The sequence below is a fragment of the Pseudomonas sp. PME37.24/006 genome (assembly GCF_055556635.1).
Genome location: NZ_JBVHNL010000003.1, coordinates 603,845 through 621,200 on the forward strand (window position 1 = coordinate 603,845; position 17,356 = coordinate 621,200).

Annotated in this window: 14 protein-coding genes and 1 tRNA gene; 11 read left to right on the top strand and 4 right to left on the bottom strand. The window is 63.0% G+C overall.

The window, feature by feature from the left end; all coding sequences use genetic code 11:
* The 9 genes from ACZ3GY_RS13885 (at position 1) to ACZ3GY_RS13925 (ending at position 9,870) form a co-directional block, all read left to right on the top strand.
* Positions 1 to 77, top strand: a tRNA-Met gene (locus tag ACZ3GY_RS13885).
* Between the two features lie 243 nt (positions 78 to 320).
* Positions 321 to 2,951 (top strand): bifunctional lysylphosphatidylglycerol flippase/synthetase MprF, encoded by a 2,631-nt coding sequence (mprF, locus tag ACZ3GY_RS13890; protein ID WP_465910565.1) that lies wholly within the window; start codon positions 321 to 323, stop codon positions 2,949 to 2,951.
* Positions 2,951 to 4,219, top strand: coding sequence for a virulence factor family protein (locus ACZ3GY_RS13895; RefSeq protein ID WP_465910567.1), 1,269 nt, complete (start codon positions 2,951 to 2,953; stop codon positions 4,217 to 4,219). Before mprF ends, ACZ3GY_RS13895 begins: the two co-directional genes overlap by 1 nt.
* Before the next feature lie 139 nt (positions 4,220 to 4,358).
* The gene (rimO, locus tag ACZ3GY_RS13900; RefSeq protein WP_465910568.1) at positions 4,359 to 5,684 is read left to right on the top strand and encodes a 30S ribosomal protein S12 methylthiotransferase RimO; all 1,326 of its coding nucleotides are present in this window, start codon (positions 4,359 to 4,361) and stop codon (positions 5,682 to 5,684) included.
* A gap of 108 nt (positions 5,685 to 5,792) precedes the next feature.
* Positions 5,793 to 5,954, top strand: a complete 162-nt coding sequence (locus ACZ3GY_RS13905; RefSeq protein WP_465910569.1) for a DUF2986 domain-containing protein — start codon at positions 5,793 to 5,795, stop codon at positions 5,952 to 5,954.
* Between the two features lie 89 nt (positions 5,955 to 6,043).
* On the top strand, positions 6,044 to 6,631 hold the full coding sequence (locus ACZ3GY_RS13910; protein WP_465910570.1) for a hypothetical protein: 588 nt from the start codon (positions 6,044 to 6,046) through the stop codon (positions 6,629 to 6,631).
* Between the two features lie 103 nt (positions 6,632 to 6,734).
* The gene (locus ACZ3GY_RS13915) at positions 6,735 to 7,322 is read left to right on the top strand and encodes a hypothetical protein (protein ID WP_465910571.1); all 588 of its coding nucleotides are present in this window, start codon (positions 6,735 to 6,737) and stop codon (positions 7,320 to 7,322) included.
* A gap of 4 nt (positions 7,323 to 7,326) precedes the next feature.
* Positions 7,327 to 7,740 (top strand): hypothetical protein, encoded by a 414-nt coding sequence (locus tag ACZ3GY_RS13920; protein WP_465910573.1) that lies wholly within the window; start codon positions 7,327 to 7,329, stop codon positions 7,738 to 7,740.
* A 165-nt stretch (positions 7,741 to 7,905) separates the two neighbouring features.
* Positions 7,906 to 9,870 (top strand): TonB-dependent receptor domain-containing protein, encoded by a 1,965-nt coding sequence (locus ACZ3GY_RS13925; protein WP_465910574.1) that lies wholly within the window; start codon positions 7,906 to 7,908, stop codon positions 9,868 to 9,870.
* 169 nt (positions 9,871 to 10,039) lie between these two features.
* Here ACZ3GY_RS13925 and ACZ3GY_RS13930 read toward each other — a convergent pair whose 3' ends face one another.
* Entirely contained in the window at positions 10,040 to 11,377 is a 1,338-nt protein-coding gene (locus ACZ3GY_RS13930) for an NTP/NDP exchange transporter (protein ID WP_465910575.1), read from the bottom strand.
* Between the two features lie 22 nt (positions 11,378 to 11,399).
* Positions 11,400 to 12,356 (bottom strand): SDR family oxidoreductase, encoded by a 957-nt coding sequence (locus ACZ3GY_RS13935; protein WP_465911042.1) that lies wholly within the window; start codon positions 12,354 to 12,356, stop codon positions 11,400 to 11,402.
* Positions 12,357 to 12,611: 255 nt separating this feature from the next.
* Between ACZ3GY_RS13935 and ACZ3GY_RS13940 the strand changes: the two genes are divergently transcribed.
* On the top strand, positions 12,612 to 13,511 hold the full coding sequence (locus ACZ3GY_RS13940) for a LysR family transcriptional regulator (RefSeq protein ID WP_092364169.1): 900 nt from the start codon (positions 12,612 to 12,614) through the stop codon (positions 13,509 to 13,511).
* A 156-nt stretch (positions 13,512 to 13,667) separates the two neighbouring features.
* Here ACZ3GY_RS13940 and ACZ3GY_RS13945 read toward each other — a convergent pair whose 3' ends face one another.
* Positions 13,668 to 14,993, bottom strand: a complete 1,326-nt coding sequence (locus ACZ3GY_RS13945; RefSeq protein WP_465911043.1) for an ATP-binding protein — start codon at positions 14,991 to 14,993, stop codon at positions 13,668 to 13,670.
* Positions 14,994 to 15,022: 29 nt separating this feature from the next.
* Positions 15,023 to 15,775 carry a response regulator transcription factor gene (locus ACZ3GY_RS13950; protein WP_465910576.1) on the bottom strand — a complete coding sequence of 251 codons (753 nt, stop codon included), beginning with the start codon at positions 15,773 to 15,775 and terminating at the stop codon, positions 15,023 to 15,025.
* Positions 15,776 to 15,958: 183 nt separating this feature from the next.
* Between ACZ3GY_RS13950 and xseA the strand changes: the two genes are divergently transcribed.
* The gene (gene xseA, locus ACZ3GY_RS13955) at positions 15,959 to 17,338 is read left to right on the top strand and encodes an exodeoxyribonuclease VII large subunit (protein ID WP_465910578.1); all 1,380 of its coding nucleotides are present in this window, start codon (positions 15,959 to 15,961) and stop codon (positions 17,336 to 17,338) included.
* Positions 17,339 to 17,356: the final 18 nt, after the last annotated feature.

The window sequence follows — 17,356 nt, forward strand, 5'->3', positions numbered from 1 at the left end:
CGCGGGATGGAGCAGTCTGGTAGCTCGTCGGGCTCATAACCCGAAGGTCGTCGGTTCAAATCCGGCTCCCGCAACCACCTTCGAAACGAAAGCCCTGACAGCCTAGCTGTTGGGGCTTTTGTTTTATGGGCGCCTGAAAACGTCTGGGCATCACCTGCACAACCCTACCTGAAGCACTATCCTCTTCTTGCAGATAAATCTTTCATGGCGTCCGGCATGGACACCTTGAAGCGGCACGCCTGTACCCATACATTATTTGTCACACAAAGAAACTTGGCTTCCGCCTTCCAATCTGAGCCGCACTACCCAAGAGGTATCCGATGCGCGCCAGCTCCGACGCTACTGCCCCACCTTCCCTGCCCAAATCTCAACTCCTGTTATGGCGCCAACGCCTGGATCGATACCGCCAGCCGCTGGGGCTGAGTGTCGCGCTGCTGCTGTTCGTGGTGGCGCTGCTCGCCTGCCGGCACCTGCTCGATGAGCTCGACCCCAGTGCTCTGCACCAATCCATCCTGGCCGTGCCGACCGTGAATCTGTTCGGCGCCGTTGGCCTGACCGTACTGGGTTTCATCGCCCTGCTCGGTTACGAATGGTCGGCCAGCCGCTACGCAGCCGTCAGCCTGCCAGCCCGCACACTGGCCACCGGCGGCTTCTGCGCATTCGCCATCGGCAATGCGGTCGGCCTGTCGATGCTTTCCGGTGGTTCGATTCGCTATCGCCTGTATGCCCGCCACGGCATCGGCGCTGGCGATGTGGCGCGCATGACGGTATTCGCCAGCCTGTCACTCGGCTGCGCCCTGCCCCTGCTGGCAGCCCTCGCGGCCCTGGCTGATCCAGGTGCAGCGGCCGCCGCCCTGCACCTGCCAACCCCGGTATTGATCGGCCTCTGCCTGGTGCTTCTGGCCCTTGGCGCGGCACTGCTTGTGGCTTTGCATCGTGCTCGCCTCACGGAGCGACCGGCCCCGGATTGCGTCACCGTGCGCCTGCACAGGCACCTGCTGCGCCTGCCCGACACACGCCTGAGCCTACTCCAAGTACTGATCACCCTGATAGATGTCAGCGCCGCAGCGGGTGTGCTGTATCTGCTGCTGCCCGAAGCGCCGCCCTTCACCACCTTCCTGCTGGTCTACCTGCTGGCGCTGGCCGCTGGTGTGCTCAGCCACGTGCCCGGCGGTGTGGGAGTATTCGAAGCGGTGCTGCTGGCAGCTTTCGCCAACGAGCTCGGCGCCGCTCCATTGGCGGCGGCGCTGCTGCTGTATCGCCTCATCTATATCGTGCTGCCGTTGCTGGTGGCGTGCTTGCTCTTGTTGGCCATGGAGCTGCGCCGCTTGGTCGATGCCCGCCAGGCGATTCGAGCCGCCAGCGGCCTTGCCGCCCCAGTCCTGGCGCTGCTGGTGTTCATCTCGGGGATGGTGCTGCTGTTCTCTGGCGCGACGCCGAGCCTGGACGAACGCCTGGAGATTCTCGACTTTCTCATTCCGCACCGACTGATCGATGCCTCGCACTTCGGCGCCAGCCTGATCGGCCTGCTCTGCCTGCTGCTGGCCCAAGGGCTGCGCCGTCGTCTCTCTGCGGCCTGGGCGATGACCCTCGGGCTATTGATCACCGGTGCGGTGCTGTCGCTGCTCAAGGGCTTCGACTGGGAGGAAGCGTTGCTGCTGAGCATCACCGCTGGCCTGCTGGCCTTGTTCCGCCCCTACTTCTATCGCCCCAGCCGCATCATGGAGCTTCCCTTCTCGCCCTGGCACCTGGCGGCCAGCGCCTGCGTGCTCGGCGCCTCCATCTGGCTGCTGTTCTTCGCCTATCAGGACGTGCCCTACGAACACCAGCTGTGGTGGCAGTTCGCGGTCAACGCTGACGCACCACGTGGCCTGCGTGCCGCCCTCGGTTGCGTGCTGCTGCTCGGCGTGGTCTTCCTCGCCTGGCTGCTGCGCGCCGCACCACCGGCCATCACCCTGCCGAGCAGCGAAGAACTGGATCGCGCAGCGCAGATCGTCAAGGCCTCTGGCCAGGCCGATGGCGGCCTGGCGCTGACCGGCGACAAGGCCCTGCTGGTACACCCGGAGGGCGATGCCTTCCTGATGTACTCGCGCCGCGCCCGTAGCATGGTCGCCCTGTTCGACCCCATCGGCACGGCGCAGCGGCGTGCCGAACTGGTCTGGCAATTCCGCGACCTGTGCGACCGCCATCACACTCGCCCGGTGTTTTACCAAGTGCGCGCCGAGAACCTGCCGCTGTACATGGACATTGGCCTGACCGCCATCAAGCTGGGTGAAGAAGCTCGGGTCGACCTGAATCGCTTCGACCTGGAAAGCACCGGCAAGACCATGAAAGATCTGCGCTACACCTGGAACCGCGGGCAGCGCGACGGCCTGGCGCTGGAATTCTTCGAGCCCGGCCAAGCGCCTCTGGACGAATTGCGCGGCATCTCCGACGCCTGGCTGAACGGCAAGCAGATGCGCGAGAAAGGCTTTTCCCTCGGTCGTTTCGATCCCGCCTATCTGCGCCACTTCCGCATCGTCGTCGCGCGAGTCGAAGGCCGCGCCGTGGCCTTCGCCAATCTGCTGGAGACCGACAGCCGGGACCTCGCCACTCTCGATCTGATGCGTGTGCTGCCGGATGCACCAAAGCTGACCATGGAATTCCTCATGCTCGGCTTGATCCTGCATTTCAAGGCAGCCGGCTTCGCCCGCTTCAGCCTTGGCATGGTGCCGCTTTCCGGGCTGCAGCCACGTCGCGGTGCGCCGCTGGCCCAGCGTCTTGGCGCCCTGGTGTTCCAACGCGGTGAGGCGTTCTACAACTTCCAGGGCCTGCGCCGCTTCAAGGACAAGTTCCAGCCGGACTGGGAACCCCGCTACATGGCCGTACCTGCCGGGCTCGATCCGCTGGTGGCGCTGACCGATACCGCCGCGCTGATCGCCGGTGGTTTTACCGGACTGGTGAAACGTTGATGACCCGTACTGCCAAACGCCTGATACCGATACTGATCCTCCTGCTCTTGCTGGTCGCTGGCGGCCTCTACTACTGGCTGCGGCCGCCCGCCGAAGCCAGCCTGGCACGCCAGCCGCTGGCCTCCGGCGGCGACCTGATGCTCGCCACACCGGGCGATAGGGTGCAACGCCGCGTGCTCTTGGCCCTGCCCGCCGACCAGCAACTTGGCGATGCCGAACTGCTGGAGCTGGCGCAATCCAATCACGCCATGATCGGTCAGTACCAAGCCACGCAGCAGAGCTGTGAAGCGCAGGCCAAGCGCCTGGAAGAAGCCACTGCACTGATGGACGGCCCAGTGAACCTGTTCGCTGGCAGCGACAATGCCGCCATGCTCTCCTGGCGCTGGCTTGCCGCCCAGACCGACGACAAGGCTCAGGCCCTGTCGGTCGGCTTCTCGCTCTCCAAGCCCGATTGCGACACACCTCCCCCGGCCAGCAGTGCCCACGGCCACTGGCTGGCCGTATGGAACGACAACCCGGATGACGCCAGCGCCCGCTTCGTACGCCAGCAGGGCAACGCTGAAACCCTGATCGGCGACTACCAGACCGCGCCCAAGGCGCTGCTCACGGCGCAACTGCGTCGCTTGCTGCAAGGCGCCAGCGATGCGCTGCCGGTAGTCGAAGTGCCGGCAGCCCAGCCCGGTGATACGGTAAGCCTGTTCTACTCGGGTGACGGCGGCTGGCGTGACCTGGACAAGGCAGTCGCCGAACAGATGGCTGAGCGTGGCTACCCGGTGGTCGGCGTCGACACCCTGCGCTATTTCTGGCAGCGCAAGAGCCCCGAACAAGCCGCCAGCGACCTCTCCGAATTGATGCGCGAGTACCGGGAGAAATGGCACGCCAAACGCTTCGTGCTGATCGGCTACTCCTTCGGCGCCGATGTGATGCCGGCGCTGTACAACCGCCTGCCGGACAGCGACAAGAGTCAGGTCGACGCCGTGCTGCTGTTGGCCCTGGCGCGCAGCGGCGCTTTCGAAATACGCGTTCAGGGCTGGCTCGGCAAAGACGCCAGCGAAGCGGCCACCGGGCCAGAACTGGCCAAGCTCCCTGCTGAAAAGGTGCTGTGCGTCTATGGCACCGAAGAAACGGCCGAAAGCGGCTGCACCCAGGCCGAAGCCGTGGGCGAGAGCCTGCAGTTGCCAGGTGGGCACCACTACGACAAGGATTACCCTGCGCTGGCCCAGCGACTTATCGCTGCGATCCAGAAACGCCAGGGCAGCACTCACTGACTGCGGCCAAACGAATAGCGGCAGGCGCACGCAATCGACGTACGACGCTGGTGTTAGCGCAGCCATGCCGCTAGAATTGCGCACTTTTTGATCAGAGGCGCTCCAGCGCCCGCATCACCCCAGCCTGAGGTTCGCCCGCATGACCACCACCGCCACGCCGAAAGTCGGCTTCGTTTCGCTCGGCTGCCCGAAAGCACTCGTCGACTCCGAACGCATCCTCACCCAGTTGCGCATGGAAGGGTACGAAGTGGTGCCGACCTACCAGGACGCCGACGTGGTGGTGGTCAACACCTGTGGCTTTATCGACAGTGCCAAGGCCGAGTCGCTGGAAGTGATCGGTGAAGCGATCAAGGAGAATGGCAAGGTCATCGTCACTGGCTGCATGGGCGTCGAAGAAGGCGCGATCCGTCAGGTGCACCCCAGCGTGCTGTCGGTCACCGGTCCGCAGCAATACGAGCAGGTGGTCAACGCCGTGCATGACGTGGTGCCGCCACGCCAGGATCACAACCCGCTGATCGACCTGATCCCACCGCAGGGCGTCAAACTCACACCGCGCCATTACGCCTACCTGAAGATTTCCGAAGGCTGTAACCACAGTTGCAGCTTCTGCATCATCCCGTCGATGCGCGGCAAGCTGGTCAGCCGTCCGGTGGGCGACGTGCTGGGCGAGGCCGAGCGCCTGGTCAAGGCAGGCGTCAAGGAACTGCTGGTGATCAGCCAGGACACCAGCGCCTACGGCGTCGACCTCAAGTACAAGACCGACTTCTGGAACGGCCAGCCGGTCAAAACGCGCATGAAAGAGCTCTGCGAAGCGCTCTCCAGCATGGGCGTGTGGGTGCGCCTGCATTACGTGTACCCGTACCCCAACGTCGACGACATCATCCCGCTGATGGCTGCTGGCAAGATCCTGCCGTACCTGGACATCCCCTTCCAGCACGCCAGCCCGCGCGTACTCAAACTGATGAAGCGCCCGGCCTTCGAAGACCGCACCCTGGCGCGCATCAAGTCGTGGCGCGAGCAGTGCCCGGATCTGACCATCCGTTCGACCTTCATCGTCGGCTTCCCCGGCGAAACCGAAGAAGACTTCCAGTACCTGCTCGACTGGCTGACCGAAGCCCAGCTCGACCGCGTCGGCTGCTTCCAGTACTCGCCGGTAGAAGGCGCGCCGGCTAACGATCTGGATGTAGATATCGTCCCGGATGACGTCAAACAGGATCGCTGGGATCGCTTCATGGCCCACCAACAGGCGATCAGCACCGCACGCCTGCAGATGAAGATTGGCCGCGAAATGGACGTGCTGATCGACGAAGTCGACGACCAGGGCGCGGTAGCCCGCTCCTGCGCCGATGCCCCGGAAATCGACGGCAGCGTCTTCATCGAAGGCACCGACTTCCAACCGGGCGACAAGGTACGCGTGCGTATCGTCGATGCCGATGAATACGATATGTGGGCTGAGCGGGTTTAACCCCTACCCTCACGACAAACGCCCATTGGGTCGGGAATGACGCACCGCGTCAGCCTGGTTCAATGGGCGTTTTTGTATCAGGCCCTCTGGCCTCAAAGCAGGTAGACCATGAACCGCCGCAAGAAGATAAAGCAGCTGTTAGAGGCTCACGCCAAAAAGGCCAATGCCAAACTGGCGCCTAAGAACAAGCCTAAATACATCTGCAAAGCTGACAGGCTGAAACTGGCCAATGAGGCGAGCGAGGCACCAGCCGTTTTGCCTGAGAGCTGAGTACTCGCTGGCGCCTGTAGCTAATACGCCATACTGTTTCCTGACGCGGGCTAAAGCTCCTCAACCAAACGTCGGCCGCAGAGGTAGTCATGTGCAAGCCATGGAAGATCAGCACTGTTTATGCGCTTTGTTTTTTGCTCAGTGCCTGCATCGGTTCAACACCGCCTCAACCCTGGTTCGAGGGCGAGGCCGCATGGCCAAGTGTTCACAGATTTACAATCAGCACCGGGGGCACGCCGCAGCCCTTCGAGCTCGCCACGAAAATTCATTATGTAGACACGTCCAGCACCTGGATCTATCTGTATGTGAATGACTTCAAAAGAGGCTCGGCCTCTATGAGTTACTCAGCCAAAGACGCCTATATAAAAAAGGAAAACGGCGAACGCATCACGCCAACGCTTTACATAACCAGCCCGGACGCGGAAAACATACCGCCTGGGCTGCCATGGGCAGGGAAAATTCCGGATATCGCCGTACGGGAACCAGCAGTGAACCCCAACGACAGCGGCGGAGTGCATGGCGGCGTTGATGTGCGTTTCGATACTTCGCCACCAGAGGCAGGATCGCGCTGGATCTTGCACCTGGGCAAAGTGACCTTCGGCGATACGGACGTCGAAATCCCGGAGCGAACGATAATTCTCAGAGCCAGGCAGTGGTACACGGTGCCCGTGCAGTGACTAAATAGCCCGGACACATAGGGTGGATCGGGGCGCGAAGCCAACGCGAAGCGTGTCCACTGCGCTCCTTACTGAACCAATCTTTCAAGATTCAATGCCGCCTATGAAGTACATCGTACCCATCAGTGAACAATCATGCCCCGACGGTCTCTACACCGGCCCGGTCGCGCCAGAAGACGCTGGCTATCTCACCCGCTGCGTGATCCCTCATCTGCAACCGCTGAGCGATGAGGAGTATCTCGACGGGCCGGCAGCGATACTGCAAACCGGTGCTCGTTACAGCTACCTACTCAGCGGTGAAGACATCTACTGGTGCGTGGAGTGGCAACCGGGGCTTGTCGTGGTGAGGTTTTCGCCCGATACCAGCATGGCCTGGGTAGCGTTGCGCTCGCCCGTGCCTAACTTCGGAGGCCGTGTCGCCCTGGAAGTCGATACTGCCCAATACGATGAAGACGACGAGGACCATCAATACAACCTGGTGTTCAGAAGCTGGGACGCGCAGTTCGACGAATACCATAGGGTTCGGGGCGCCTTTGAATCTGCCTCCGCCAGCGAAGAGGCGTCGTTCAACGCAGCCATAAGGCACGCCAACAGACTGTCGAATCAGGATCACAGCGATGACATGGAGCGCCGTGATCGTCTGGAGCGTTTTACCGCCCGCTGTGGCGAAGGCATCCGGGTGAAATATTAGCGCCATGTTAAAGCGTCCCAAGCCAACGCCGTGCAGGCATACCGGCGAACCGACAAGCAGCCCGTTTAATGGCAGCCGGAAAAACCCAAGAGCGTTGGTGGCATGCCTGGCCTACAACCTATTCAACTCGGCTCTGTTTTCTCTATTCATCAGAGAGGCGCTGATAATCCGCGGTGATGGGCCTGGGGGCTTTGGTGAGCTGATACTCAAGCTGCTGATGTCTCATATGGCGCTCGCACTGCTAGTGATGGGGTTGATTGCCTCCATCAAGGTGTTCTGCACCGAAAAGCGTGGTTGGGGCTCGATAACGGCATGCGTTATGTCGACGTTGATCCTCCTTGGCTTCTCCGCAATCGCGGTCGCGGAAGCCTGCATGGATGATCGCGGGCATTGCCGCAATTGGCATTGGTACACCTAGCCTTCAAGGCCAACGATTAGGTTATCGGCAGATCTGCTGTCCGCGGCACGTTCAGCAGACACCCAAGTTCCCAAGCCTCACGACCACGCTGTCTCACTTTGTCCAACCTTTACGCCCATGGATGCATACGATTCGCGCCTGCAAACGATTCGTAAGGAACATTCCATGCACGCGCCCTTCCCTCGCCGCCGTATTGGCACCCTGATTCGCCTGGCGACTTTCTGCCTGGCCACTGGCAGCACCTTCGCCCATGCCGACACCGTCGAGTTGGACGACATGGTGGTGACCGCCTCCGGCTTTGCCCAGAACCTGGAGGACGCTCCGGCCTCGGTCACGGTGATCAGCGGTGATGATCTGCGTAAGCGCTCGGTGCAGAACCTCGGTGATGCGGTGCGTGATGTGGAAGGTGTAGTGGTCAATGGCGGCGCCAACGAGACCGATATCCAGATCCGCGGCATGCCTGGCGACTACACGCTGATTCTGGTCGATGGCAAACGCCAGAGCGGGCGGGATTCGCGGGTCAATGGCAACCGTGGTTATGAGCAGAGCTTCGTACCGCCGACAGCAGCCATCGAGCGTATCGAAGTGGTGCGTGGGCCGATGTCGTCGCTGTACGGTTCGGATGCCATCGGTGGGGTGATCAACATCATCACCCGCAAGGTATCGCCCGAGTGGGGCGGTAACATTTCCTATGACTACTCGGCGCGCCCGAATAGCGACCAGGGCAATGCCCGCAACACTCAGTTCTACCTCAATGGCCCACTGATCAACGAGGTGCTTGGCCTGCAGGTGTGGGGCAGCTACCTCGACCGCCAGGCCGATGACGACGCCGAAGCTAACGAAGGCTTCGCCAAGTCCGACAACAAGAGCCTGACCGCTCGCCTGGCTCTTACGCCAAACGAAAATCATGACTTCCTGCTCGAAGCGGGCGCCTCGCGCCTGAAGAACGGCGATGGTCTCAGCGCCAACTGGTCGACCCGCGAACAGAAGAACGACCGTGATCACTGGTCGCTGACCCACGACGGCCGCTGGGGTTGGGCGGATTCGACGCTGTCTTTCGCCGAAGAAACCACCAGCCGCGAGGGCAAGGCGACACCGGCGCAGACCGACGTGTTCGGGCGCAAGCCGGAGATCCGCAACCGCGTGCTGGACGGCAAACTGGTGATTCCAACCGATTACCACGTCACCACCACCGGCGTGCAGTGGAACGAAGCCACGCTGACCGACTGGAACCAGGCCAACCGCGGCACCTCCCGCGAGCGTGAGAACGAGGAATACTCGGTGGTGCAGAAGGCCCTGTTCGCCGAAGACGAGTGGTCGATCACCGACGATTTCGCCCTTACCACCGGCGTGCGCCTGGATCATCACGAGCAGTACGGCAGCCACGTCAATCCACGCGTCTACGGCGTCTGGCACCTGAATAACGAATGGACGCTGAAAGGTGGCGTGGCCCGCGGCTTCAAGGCGCCCGAACTGCGCGCTGTGATCGACGACTACGCGGTGATACGCCGCAACCGCTTCGTGCAGTTCGGCAACTCCAACCTCAAGCCCGAGAGCAGCACCAACTACGAGCTGAGTGCGATGTGGTCGAACCGTGACGACCTGTCGGCCGGTGCCACGCTGTTCTACAACGACTTCAAGGACAAGCTGTCCACCGTCACCACCGCCGAACAGTGGCAGGGCCTGACGGTGATGGAGCGAGTCAACGTGGACAAAGCGGTGATCCGCGGTCTGGAGTTGAGCGGCAGCTGGCAGGCACTGGCCAACGTGGCGATCAAAGGTAACTTCACCTATCTGGATTCCGAGCAGAAAAGCGGCGTCGACAAGGGCCGGCCGCTGTCCCTGACCCCCAAGCGCAAGGCGAGCCTGCGTGCCGACTGGGACATCAACGACAGAGCCCTGGCCTGGGCTGCCACCAACTACAGCGGCGAGGAATATGGCGCCACGCTGACCGGCCAATCGTCCCGCGCCTACACCACTGCCGACATCGGTGGCTCTTACAAGCTGACGCAGAACCTGACGCTCAACTCGGCCATCTACAACCTGGGTAACAAACGCCTCAATGACGAGGACGACGGCACGGTCAACTATGGCCGTACCTACTGGCTGGGCGCGTCGCTGGACTTCTGATGCCCTGAGCGCTCCGCACCCGCTACTGCACCTGAGTCGGACGCGGAGCGTCCTGCAAAGGCATTCCCACGCGGAGCGTGAGGAACGATCAATGTGGTGGGCTAAAGCCATTCAACGCCGATGGTGGCTGGCTATTTGATCGTTCCCACGCTCCGCGTGGGAACGATCACTAGTGACTGGCAAGCACCACCCTCGTCCCCTCTTTCGCCTCCGGCGTGGCGCGTTTGCTCATCTCGTCGGCCTGCCTGCCCAGGTACCAGCCGAGTGCTCCCCACACCAATGCGCAGAGCGCACCCACGATTGCCACCAGCACCGCACCCTGGCTGAGCATATCCAGGCCACTTTTCAGCCAACCGCTGATCGCATCGCCGGCCCGATAGACGACGGTGTCGATAAAACCCTTCGCCTTGTATTTGCTTTCGGCATCCAGCGGCGCGAAGAGCATTTCCCGCCCAGGCCTGACGAAGGCGTACTCGCCAATGCGTCTGACGATCATCAGCCCCGCCAGCATGGCGAACGTCGGTGCCAGGGCAAGCCCGATAAAGCCCACGCAGACCAATATCGGCACGATCGCCAACAACATGCGCACACCCAGTTTCTGAGCGATACGCCCGGTGATGAACAACTGCGACAGCAAGGCGCCAGCCTGCACGATCACATCGATGATGCCGAATACCCGGATCTGCGACTCGCGGTCAGGAAAGCGCTCAGCCACCAGGCGCGCCTGCTCGAAGTACAGAAAGGTCGTCACGGTCGCGAGCAGCACCACGAAGCCGGCGATCGCCAACAGGTAAGGCGATTGCAGCACCCGCGTCAGGCCGCTGAATGGATTGCCCGTCACCGGCTTGCGAGTGCTCTCCGTCAATGCAGCGCCCGGCCTGCCAGCGCCGCCGACCTCCCGCCAGCGCATCAGCGGTGCCTTGAGTGCCAGGGCGACGCCCAACAGCATGGCCGCCAGTAGCATCAACCCGGACTCGCCGATAACGCCGACCAGCAGCGCACTCATCGCCGGCCCCACCAGGCCGCCGACACTGGCGCCAGCCGCAATGAAGGCGAACAGCCGCTTGGCCTGATGCCCGTCGAACACGTCGGCCATCAAGCTCCAGGCCACCGACACCACGAACAGGTTGTAGACCGAGATCCACACGTAGAACACCCGCGCCAGCCAGACGTTGTCATCGCTTAGCTGAAACAGCCCGGCAAAGGCCAGCAGGTTCAGGCAGAAGAACCCGTAGACCCAGTCGACGAAGTGGATGCGTGGCACACGGGAGCTGAGCCAGGCGAACAGCGGCACAGCCACCAACATGACCACGAAGGTGGCGGTGAACAGCCATTGCAGGTTCTCGATACCGGCCATGATACCCATCGACTCGCGAATGGGCCGCAGCATGAAATAGCCGGAGAACAGGCAGAAAAACAGGGCGAACCCCGCAACTGCGGGACTCAGCTCGTGGCGTTCGGCGTTGATGGCGACGCCGAAGCGCCGCACCAGAGTTGCTGAGAGCATGATGACACTCCTGCGGCGAGGTTCAACGGTAGCTGACACCGGTCAACTGTTCGGCAACCTGCCACAGACGGGCCGCTGCTTCGGCGTCCTTCGCCGCGGCTGGTACGGTAGCCAGGCCCAGCGGCCCACGCTTCTCCTCCTCACCGATCGGTCCGTAGTAAGCACCGCCCCGCGCGTTCGGCGCAGTGGCTGCATACAGGGTCGGCAATGCGCCTTGGGCAGCGGAGTGATAGCGCTCGCGATCCTTGGCCCATTCGCGTCCAAAGTCGCTATCCAGACCTGGGCCACGCTTGATCAGCTCGGTCACGGCAACACCTGGGTGCGCGGCAATGCTCTGGATGCCCCAACCTTGCGTCTCGCTGCGGCGTTGCAGCTCGAAGGCCCACATCAGAACGGCCAGCTTGGACTGGGCATAGGATGAGTAAGGGTTGTAGGCCTGTTCGGACTGCAGATCCGCGAAGTTGATGCTGCCGCGCCCGACCGCGATGCTGGATAGCGTGACGACACGAGGGGAGTTGCTCTTACGCAGCAGCGGCAGCACATAGCCAGTCAGGGCAAAATGTCCCAGATAGTTGGTGGCCAGTTGCAGCTCGAAGCCATCTGCTGAAGTGGCTCGCTCTGGGGGCGCCATCACAGCGGCGTTATTGATCAGGCCATCGAGGCGCGGCAAGGTCGCATTGAGGCGTTCGCCCAGCGCTTTGACCGATGCCAGATCAGCCAGATCGACCGCCTCGAACTGCACTTGGGCACCCCGAACTTCCTGTTTGATGCGGGTAATGGCTTCTTTTCCGCGCTCTGGGTTGCGTGCAGCAATCACCACCTCGGCGCCAGCCGCTGCAAGGGCCTTGGCATCTTCATAGCCCATGCCGCTGGTACCGCCGGTAACGAGGAAGATACGCCCGCTCTGCGAGGGCATGTCAGCCAGGCTCCAATCCGGTTTTGGTTGACTCTGGGCGTTGGAGACACCAGCTTCCAGCATGCAACTGAGGGCGAGGCCAACGGTTGCCAGGCCTTTGCGCCACGCGGCGCTGACGGCGCTCAATGGGTTCATCTGCAGGGTTATGTTTGTCATTGTTCGATCCTCACGTAGGTAATGACCTGACGAGCCGCTGCGAAGCGATGCGTCGACGTGAGGCATTGTTCACCCTGGAATTACCTGCGATAAGCCGTATAAAAATGGACGCTATGTACGGCCATTCGTACAATCTGATTTTCTCTGCGGAGCAGCATAGCCATGCGCCAGCCCAACCTCACGGATGTCGCGCTGTTTGCAGCGGTCGTGGAAGCCGGTGGCTTCCGGGTGGCGGCGCAGAAGCGTGGCATGTCGGCGTCATCGATCAGCGATTGCGTGCGCCGACTGGAAAGCGACCTGGGCGTGCGCTTGCTCAACCGCACTACGCGCAGCGTAGTTCCGACGGATGTGGGTGCTCGGCTGCTGGAGCGGCTGCGCCCTGCCCTCGACGAAATCGGCGCAGCCTTCAGCGACCTCGATGACGATGCGCTACACCCGGTCGGTACGCTACGCCTCAACGTCCCGGTGCCGATTGCCCGCTTCGTGCTGCCGCGGCTGATCCCCACCTTTCTTGAACGCTATCCCGGTGTGAGCGTGGAAGTGACGATGGACAACACCTTCATCGACGTCATCGCTGCCGGCTACGACGCGGGGGTGCGCTATGAGGAACGTGTCGCCAAGGACATGATCGCGGTGCCCATCGGGCCTCGCCGGCAGCGCTTCGTGGCAGCCGCATCGCCTGCTTATCTGCAAAAATACGGCACACCGTTGCACCCCAGAGACCTGCTCAACCACCGCTTGATCGGTCATCGCTTCGAAAGCGGCAAGCTGGGCGTGTGGGAGTTCGAAAAAGACGGTGCCGTCGTGCGTGTTCCGCCGCAAGGGCCGCTGCTCTCATCGTCCCAGGATCTTGAAGTGGGCGCCGCTATCGGTGGCGTGGGCATCATGTACACCTTCGAGGAATACCTCGGGCCACTGTTCGAGCAGGGAACGCTATTGCCGGTACTGGAAGACTGGTGGCAGGCATTCGATGGCCCCTACCTGTATTACAACGACCGCCGCCACGTGCCCTCGCCGCTCAGGGCATTCGTGGATTTCCTCAAGGCCGAAAACCAAGGCTGAGCGCATCAATGTTTGATCGTTCCCACGCTCCGCGTGGGAATTCGGCCCTGGGCGCTCCGCGCCCGCCACTGCACCCGGATTGGACGCAGAGCGTCCTGCGCAGGCATTCCCACGCGGAGCGTGAGGAACGATCGGAGCGCAGCCTGGCGACGCAATTCAACGACCCTCCACGGGTAAACGCAGCACCGCGCAAAGGCCAGCAGGCGGGCGGTTTTCCAGGATCAGTTCGCCGCCGTGGGCCTGCACGCACGCGCGGGCGATGGCCAAGCCGAGACCCTGCCCTCTCGTACTTTTCCCTGCACTCAGTTGCACGAACGGCTCGAACACCTGATCCAGCCGTCCGGGATCGATGCCCGGCCCGTGGTCGAGGATCTCCAAGCTAATCTCGCCCGTTTCGGTAAGTTCCAGGCTGATCACTGCATCACCACCATGTTGCAAGGCGTTGTCGATCAGATTGGTAAGCGCCCGCTTCAGCGCCAGCGGTCGGCAACGACAGAAAACCTCGTGCCCCGTCTGCCAACTGACCGGCTGACCCAGAGTGCGATAGCGCCGCGCCAGATCATCGAGCAATCCGCTCAATGACAGACGCACCGTCGGTTCCTGCACGGCATCGTCGCGGATGAAGTCCAGCGTCTCGGCAACCATCGCGCGTAGCTCGTCGAGGCTGTCGAGCAAGTCCTCGCGCAAGGGGCCGTCATCGAGCAACTCGAGCTGCAGGCGCAGCTCGGTCAAAGGCGTGTTGAGGTCATGGCTGAGCGCCGCGAGCATCCGCGTACGCCCTTCCACGTGCCGCGCCAGGCGCTCCTGCATCAGGTTGAAGGCCTGGCTCAGCTCCTGCGCCTCGCGCGGGCCGAACAGCGACAACGGTGCGATGCGCTCGCCCCGGCTGATGCGCTCGGTGGCGGCGGCCAGCGTCCTGAACGGGCGCACCACCCGGGCCATGAAGAACAGCAGGATCAACAGGATCGGCACGATGCTCACCGGCAAGGCATACGCCAGCAGGCGACTCCATTCATAGGCGCCGGATGGATGCTGCAACGCATTGAGGTACTGCCCCGACGGCAGCCTGATGCTGCTGCGCAGGCGCAACGGCTCCCAGCCGGCGGGGCTCAGCACATCTTCGCGAGCGGGCCCGCCGCCGATGCGTTCGAGCTGCATATGGATCAGGCCTGCAGGAGCCTGCAGCTCATTGGCCAACTCGGCGGTCAGGCGTAACTCTTCCGGGTGCATCTCGAAGCCCGGAACATCCGCCTCGGCGGCGATCCAGAAACGCGCCTCGACGCCGCCCATCGATATCAGCAAGCGCTCGCCATCGCCCTGATTCAATTCCGAAGCCGCGTGGTAAGCGGTACCCAGACGCTCCAGTACCTGGGCACGGGACAGCGGATGCACCAAAGCGCCGGTGCGCTGCAGCAGCAGGACGGCAATAGCATGGGATGCCAGCAACGCGACGATCAGCAACACCGCCAACTGATGAACCAGCCGCTGCGGCCACAGGCGCGCCAGCAACCTCATGAGCGCGTCACCTCCGCGACCAGCATGTAACCGCCGCCCCACACGGTACGCAGCAGGTCGTCACAGCCGGCGCTGTCGGTCAGCTTGCGACGCAGGCGGCTGACCTGGCGGTCGATGGTGCGATCAAACACATCGCTGTCCGGGCGAGCCGTCAGGTCGATCAGTCGGGCGCGATCCAGCACCTGATTCGGATGGTCGAGAAAGACCTGCAGCAAGCGCCCTTCCGCCGTGCTCAGGCGGATCGCCTGCCCGTTGCTATCACTCAGACTGCCACTGCCGCTGGCAAACGCCAGGCCGGCGAACTGGTAATGGCGCACCAGCGGCTGCGGCGCCGACTCGACCGGCGCCGGCTCAGCGCTGAGCGGGCCGCGCCGGCGCAGCACGCTGTGGATGCGCGCCACCAGCTCCCGAGGCTCGAAGGGCTTGGTCAGGTAATCATCGGCGCCCAGATCCAGCCCACGGATGCGATCACTGGTGGTATCGCGGGCGGTCAGCAGAATCACCGGCACGCCGTTGCGCCGGTGCAACCGGCTGCACAGTTCGAAGCCATCACCGTCAGGGAGCATCACATCCAGCACCACCACGTCGAACTGCTGGCCGTCGAGCAACTGCCACATACCCTCGGCGCTTTCCGCGGTGCGCACGTCGAAAGCGTGCTTGCGCAGGTAAACGGCCAGGGGCTCGCGAATCTTGCGATGGTCGTCGACCACTAGAACGCGCGGTGCAGAGAGCGGAGCAGTCGGATTCATGGTGGCTCGGGGCAGTCGCAGCCTGGGCGATCAAGGCTGTCTATGCAGAGGATTATCATTTGCATGCCGATGATACGCCAGAGCCCGCCGCAACTGCAGCGGCGTCGCGTCGCAGGCGGCGTATCTGCTTCATTTGATGACGCACGGTTTCGGCCACACGCGCCTCGGCTTATGATGCCCGCCATGATCAAAGACCCGTTCCAACGCCTGAACCTCGACCGCGAGGTGCTCAGCGTCAGCCAGCTCAACAACCGCGCACGCCTGCTGCTCGAAGATGTCTTCGGCGGCATCTGGGTAGAAGGCGAGATTTCCAACCTGGCGCGGCCGGCCTCCGGGCATATTTACTTCACCCTCAAGGACAGTCAGGCCCAGGTGCGCTGTGCGCTGTTCCGGCAGAACGCTGCGCGGGTACGTCAGGCACTGCGTGACGGTCTGGCGGTCAAGGTTCGCGGCAAGGTCTCGCTGTTTGAGGGCAGAGGTGACTATCAGCTGATTCTCGACTCCGTGGAGCCGGCCGGTGACGGAGCCCTGCGCCTGGCCTTCGAGGCCTTGAAGGAGAAGCTTGGCGCAGAAGGGCTGTTCGCCGCCGAGCGCAAGAGCCCCCTGCCCGCTCACCCCCGGCGCATCGGCATCATCAGTTCGCCCACCGGCGCAGTGATCCGCGACATCATCAGCGTATTTCGCCGCCGTGCGCCGCAGGTCGAACTGAGCCTGATTCCCACCGCCGTACAGGGCCGCGAGGCCACCGCGCAGATCGTCCGCGCCTTGAAGCTGGCGGATGCCCAAGGCTTCGATGCACTGATTCTCGCTCGTGGCGGCGGCTCGCTCGAAGACCTCTGGTGCTTCAACGAAGAGGCCGTGGCCCGTGCCGTGGATGCCTGCGTCACACCCATCGTCAGCGCGGTCGGCCATGAAACCGATGTATCGATCAGCGATTTCGTCGCCGACGTGCGCGCTCCTACGCCGTCAGCCGCCGCCGAACTGCTGGCGCCCCATAGCGATGATCTGGTGCAGCGGGTCACGGTGCTGCAGCGCCGCCTTACCCTGGCCATCAACGGTCGTCTGGCACGCGAGCGCATGCGCCTCGAGGGCCTTACCCGGCGCATGCGCCACCCGGGCGAGCGGCTGCGTCAGCAGGCCCAGCGCCTCGATGATCTGGACATGCGCCTGCGCCGCGCTTATGCGCAGCAGGTCAATGGGCGCGCTCACAAACTCGCGCAGCTGCAGGCGCGCCTGGCCGGGCAGCATCCGGGCCGTCACCTCAAGCTGCTGCGCCAGCGCCTCGACAGCCTCGCCGAACGCCTGCCAAGGGCCATGAGGGAAGGTCTCAAGTCCCGCCGCCTGCTGCTGCAGAGCCAGATGCAGACGCTGCACGTGGTCAGCCCGCTGGCCACCCTTGGGCGCGGTTACAGCATCCTGCTCGACGACCGCGGCCGGGCTATCCGCAGCGCCGCCGCCACTCAACCGGGGCAACGCCTCAAGGCACGCCTGAGCGAAGGCGAGCTGGATGTACGCGTCGAAGACAACCACGTTGCACCGGTCACACTTTCGCTGCTGGACTGATATCGATAAGGAAACCCC

What these genes read in the sequence shown, in the direction of transcription:
- mprF (WP_465910565.1), top strand. Translation starts at nt 321, where the DNA reads ATGCGCGCCAGCTCCGACGCTACTGCCCCACCTTCCCTGCCCAAATCT.
- ACZ3GY_RS13895 (WP_465910567.1), top strand. Translation starts at nt 2,951, where the DNA reads ATGACCCGTACTGCCAAACGCCTGATACCGATACTGATCCTCCTGCTC.
- rimO (WP_465910568.1), top strand. Translation starts at nt 4,359, where the DNA reads ATGACCACCACCGCCACGCCGAAAGTCGGCTTCGTTTCGCTCGGCTGC.
- ACZ3GY_RS13905 (WP_465910569.1), top strand. Translation starts at nt 5,793, where the DNA reads ATGAACCGCCGCAAGAAGATAAAGCAGCTGTTAGAGGCTCACGCCAAA.
- ACZ3GY_RS13910 (WP_465910570.1), top strand. Translation starts at nt 6,044, where the DNA reads ATGTGCAAGCCATGGAAGATCAGCACTGTTTATGCGCTTTGTTTTTTG.
- ACZ3GY_RS13915 (WP_465910571.1), top strand. Translation starts at nt 6,735, where the DNA reads ATGAAGTACATCGTACCCATCAGTGAACAATCATGCCCCGACGGTCTC.
- ACZ3GY_RS13920 (WP_465910573.1), top strand. Translation starts at nt 7,327, where the DNA reads ATGTTAAAGCGTCCCAAGCCAACGCCGTGCAGGCATACCGGCGAACCG.
- ACZ3GY_RS13925 (WP_465910574.1), top strand. Translation starts at nt 7,906, where the DNA reads ATGCACGCGCCCTTCCCTCGCCGCCGTATTGGCACCCTGATTCGCCTG.
- ACZ3GY_RS13930 (WP_465910575.1), bottom strand. Translation starts at nt 11,377, where the DNA reads ATGCTCTCAGCAACTCTGGTGCGGCGCTTCGGCGTCGCCATCAACGCC.
- ACZ3GY_RS13935 (WP_465911042.1), bottom strand. Translation starts at nt 12,356, where the DNA reads ATGCTGGAAGCTGGTGTCTCCAACGCCCAGAGTCAACCAAAACCGGAT.
- ACZ3GY_RS13940 (WP_092364169.1), top strand. Translation starts at nt 12,612, where the DNA reads ATGCGCCAGCCCAACCTCACGGATGTCGCGCTGTTTGCAGCGGTCGTG.
- ACZ3GY_RS13950 (WP_465910576.1), bottom strand. Translation starts at nt 15,775, where the DNA reads ATGAATCCGACTGCTCCGCTCTCTGCACCGCGCGTTCTAGTGGTCGAC.
- xseA (WP_465910578.1), top strand. Translation starts at nt 15,959, where the DNA reads ATGATCAAAGACCCGTTCCAACGCCTGAACCTCGACCGCGAGGTGCTC.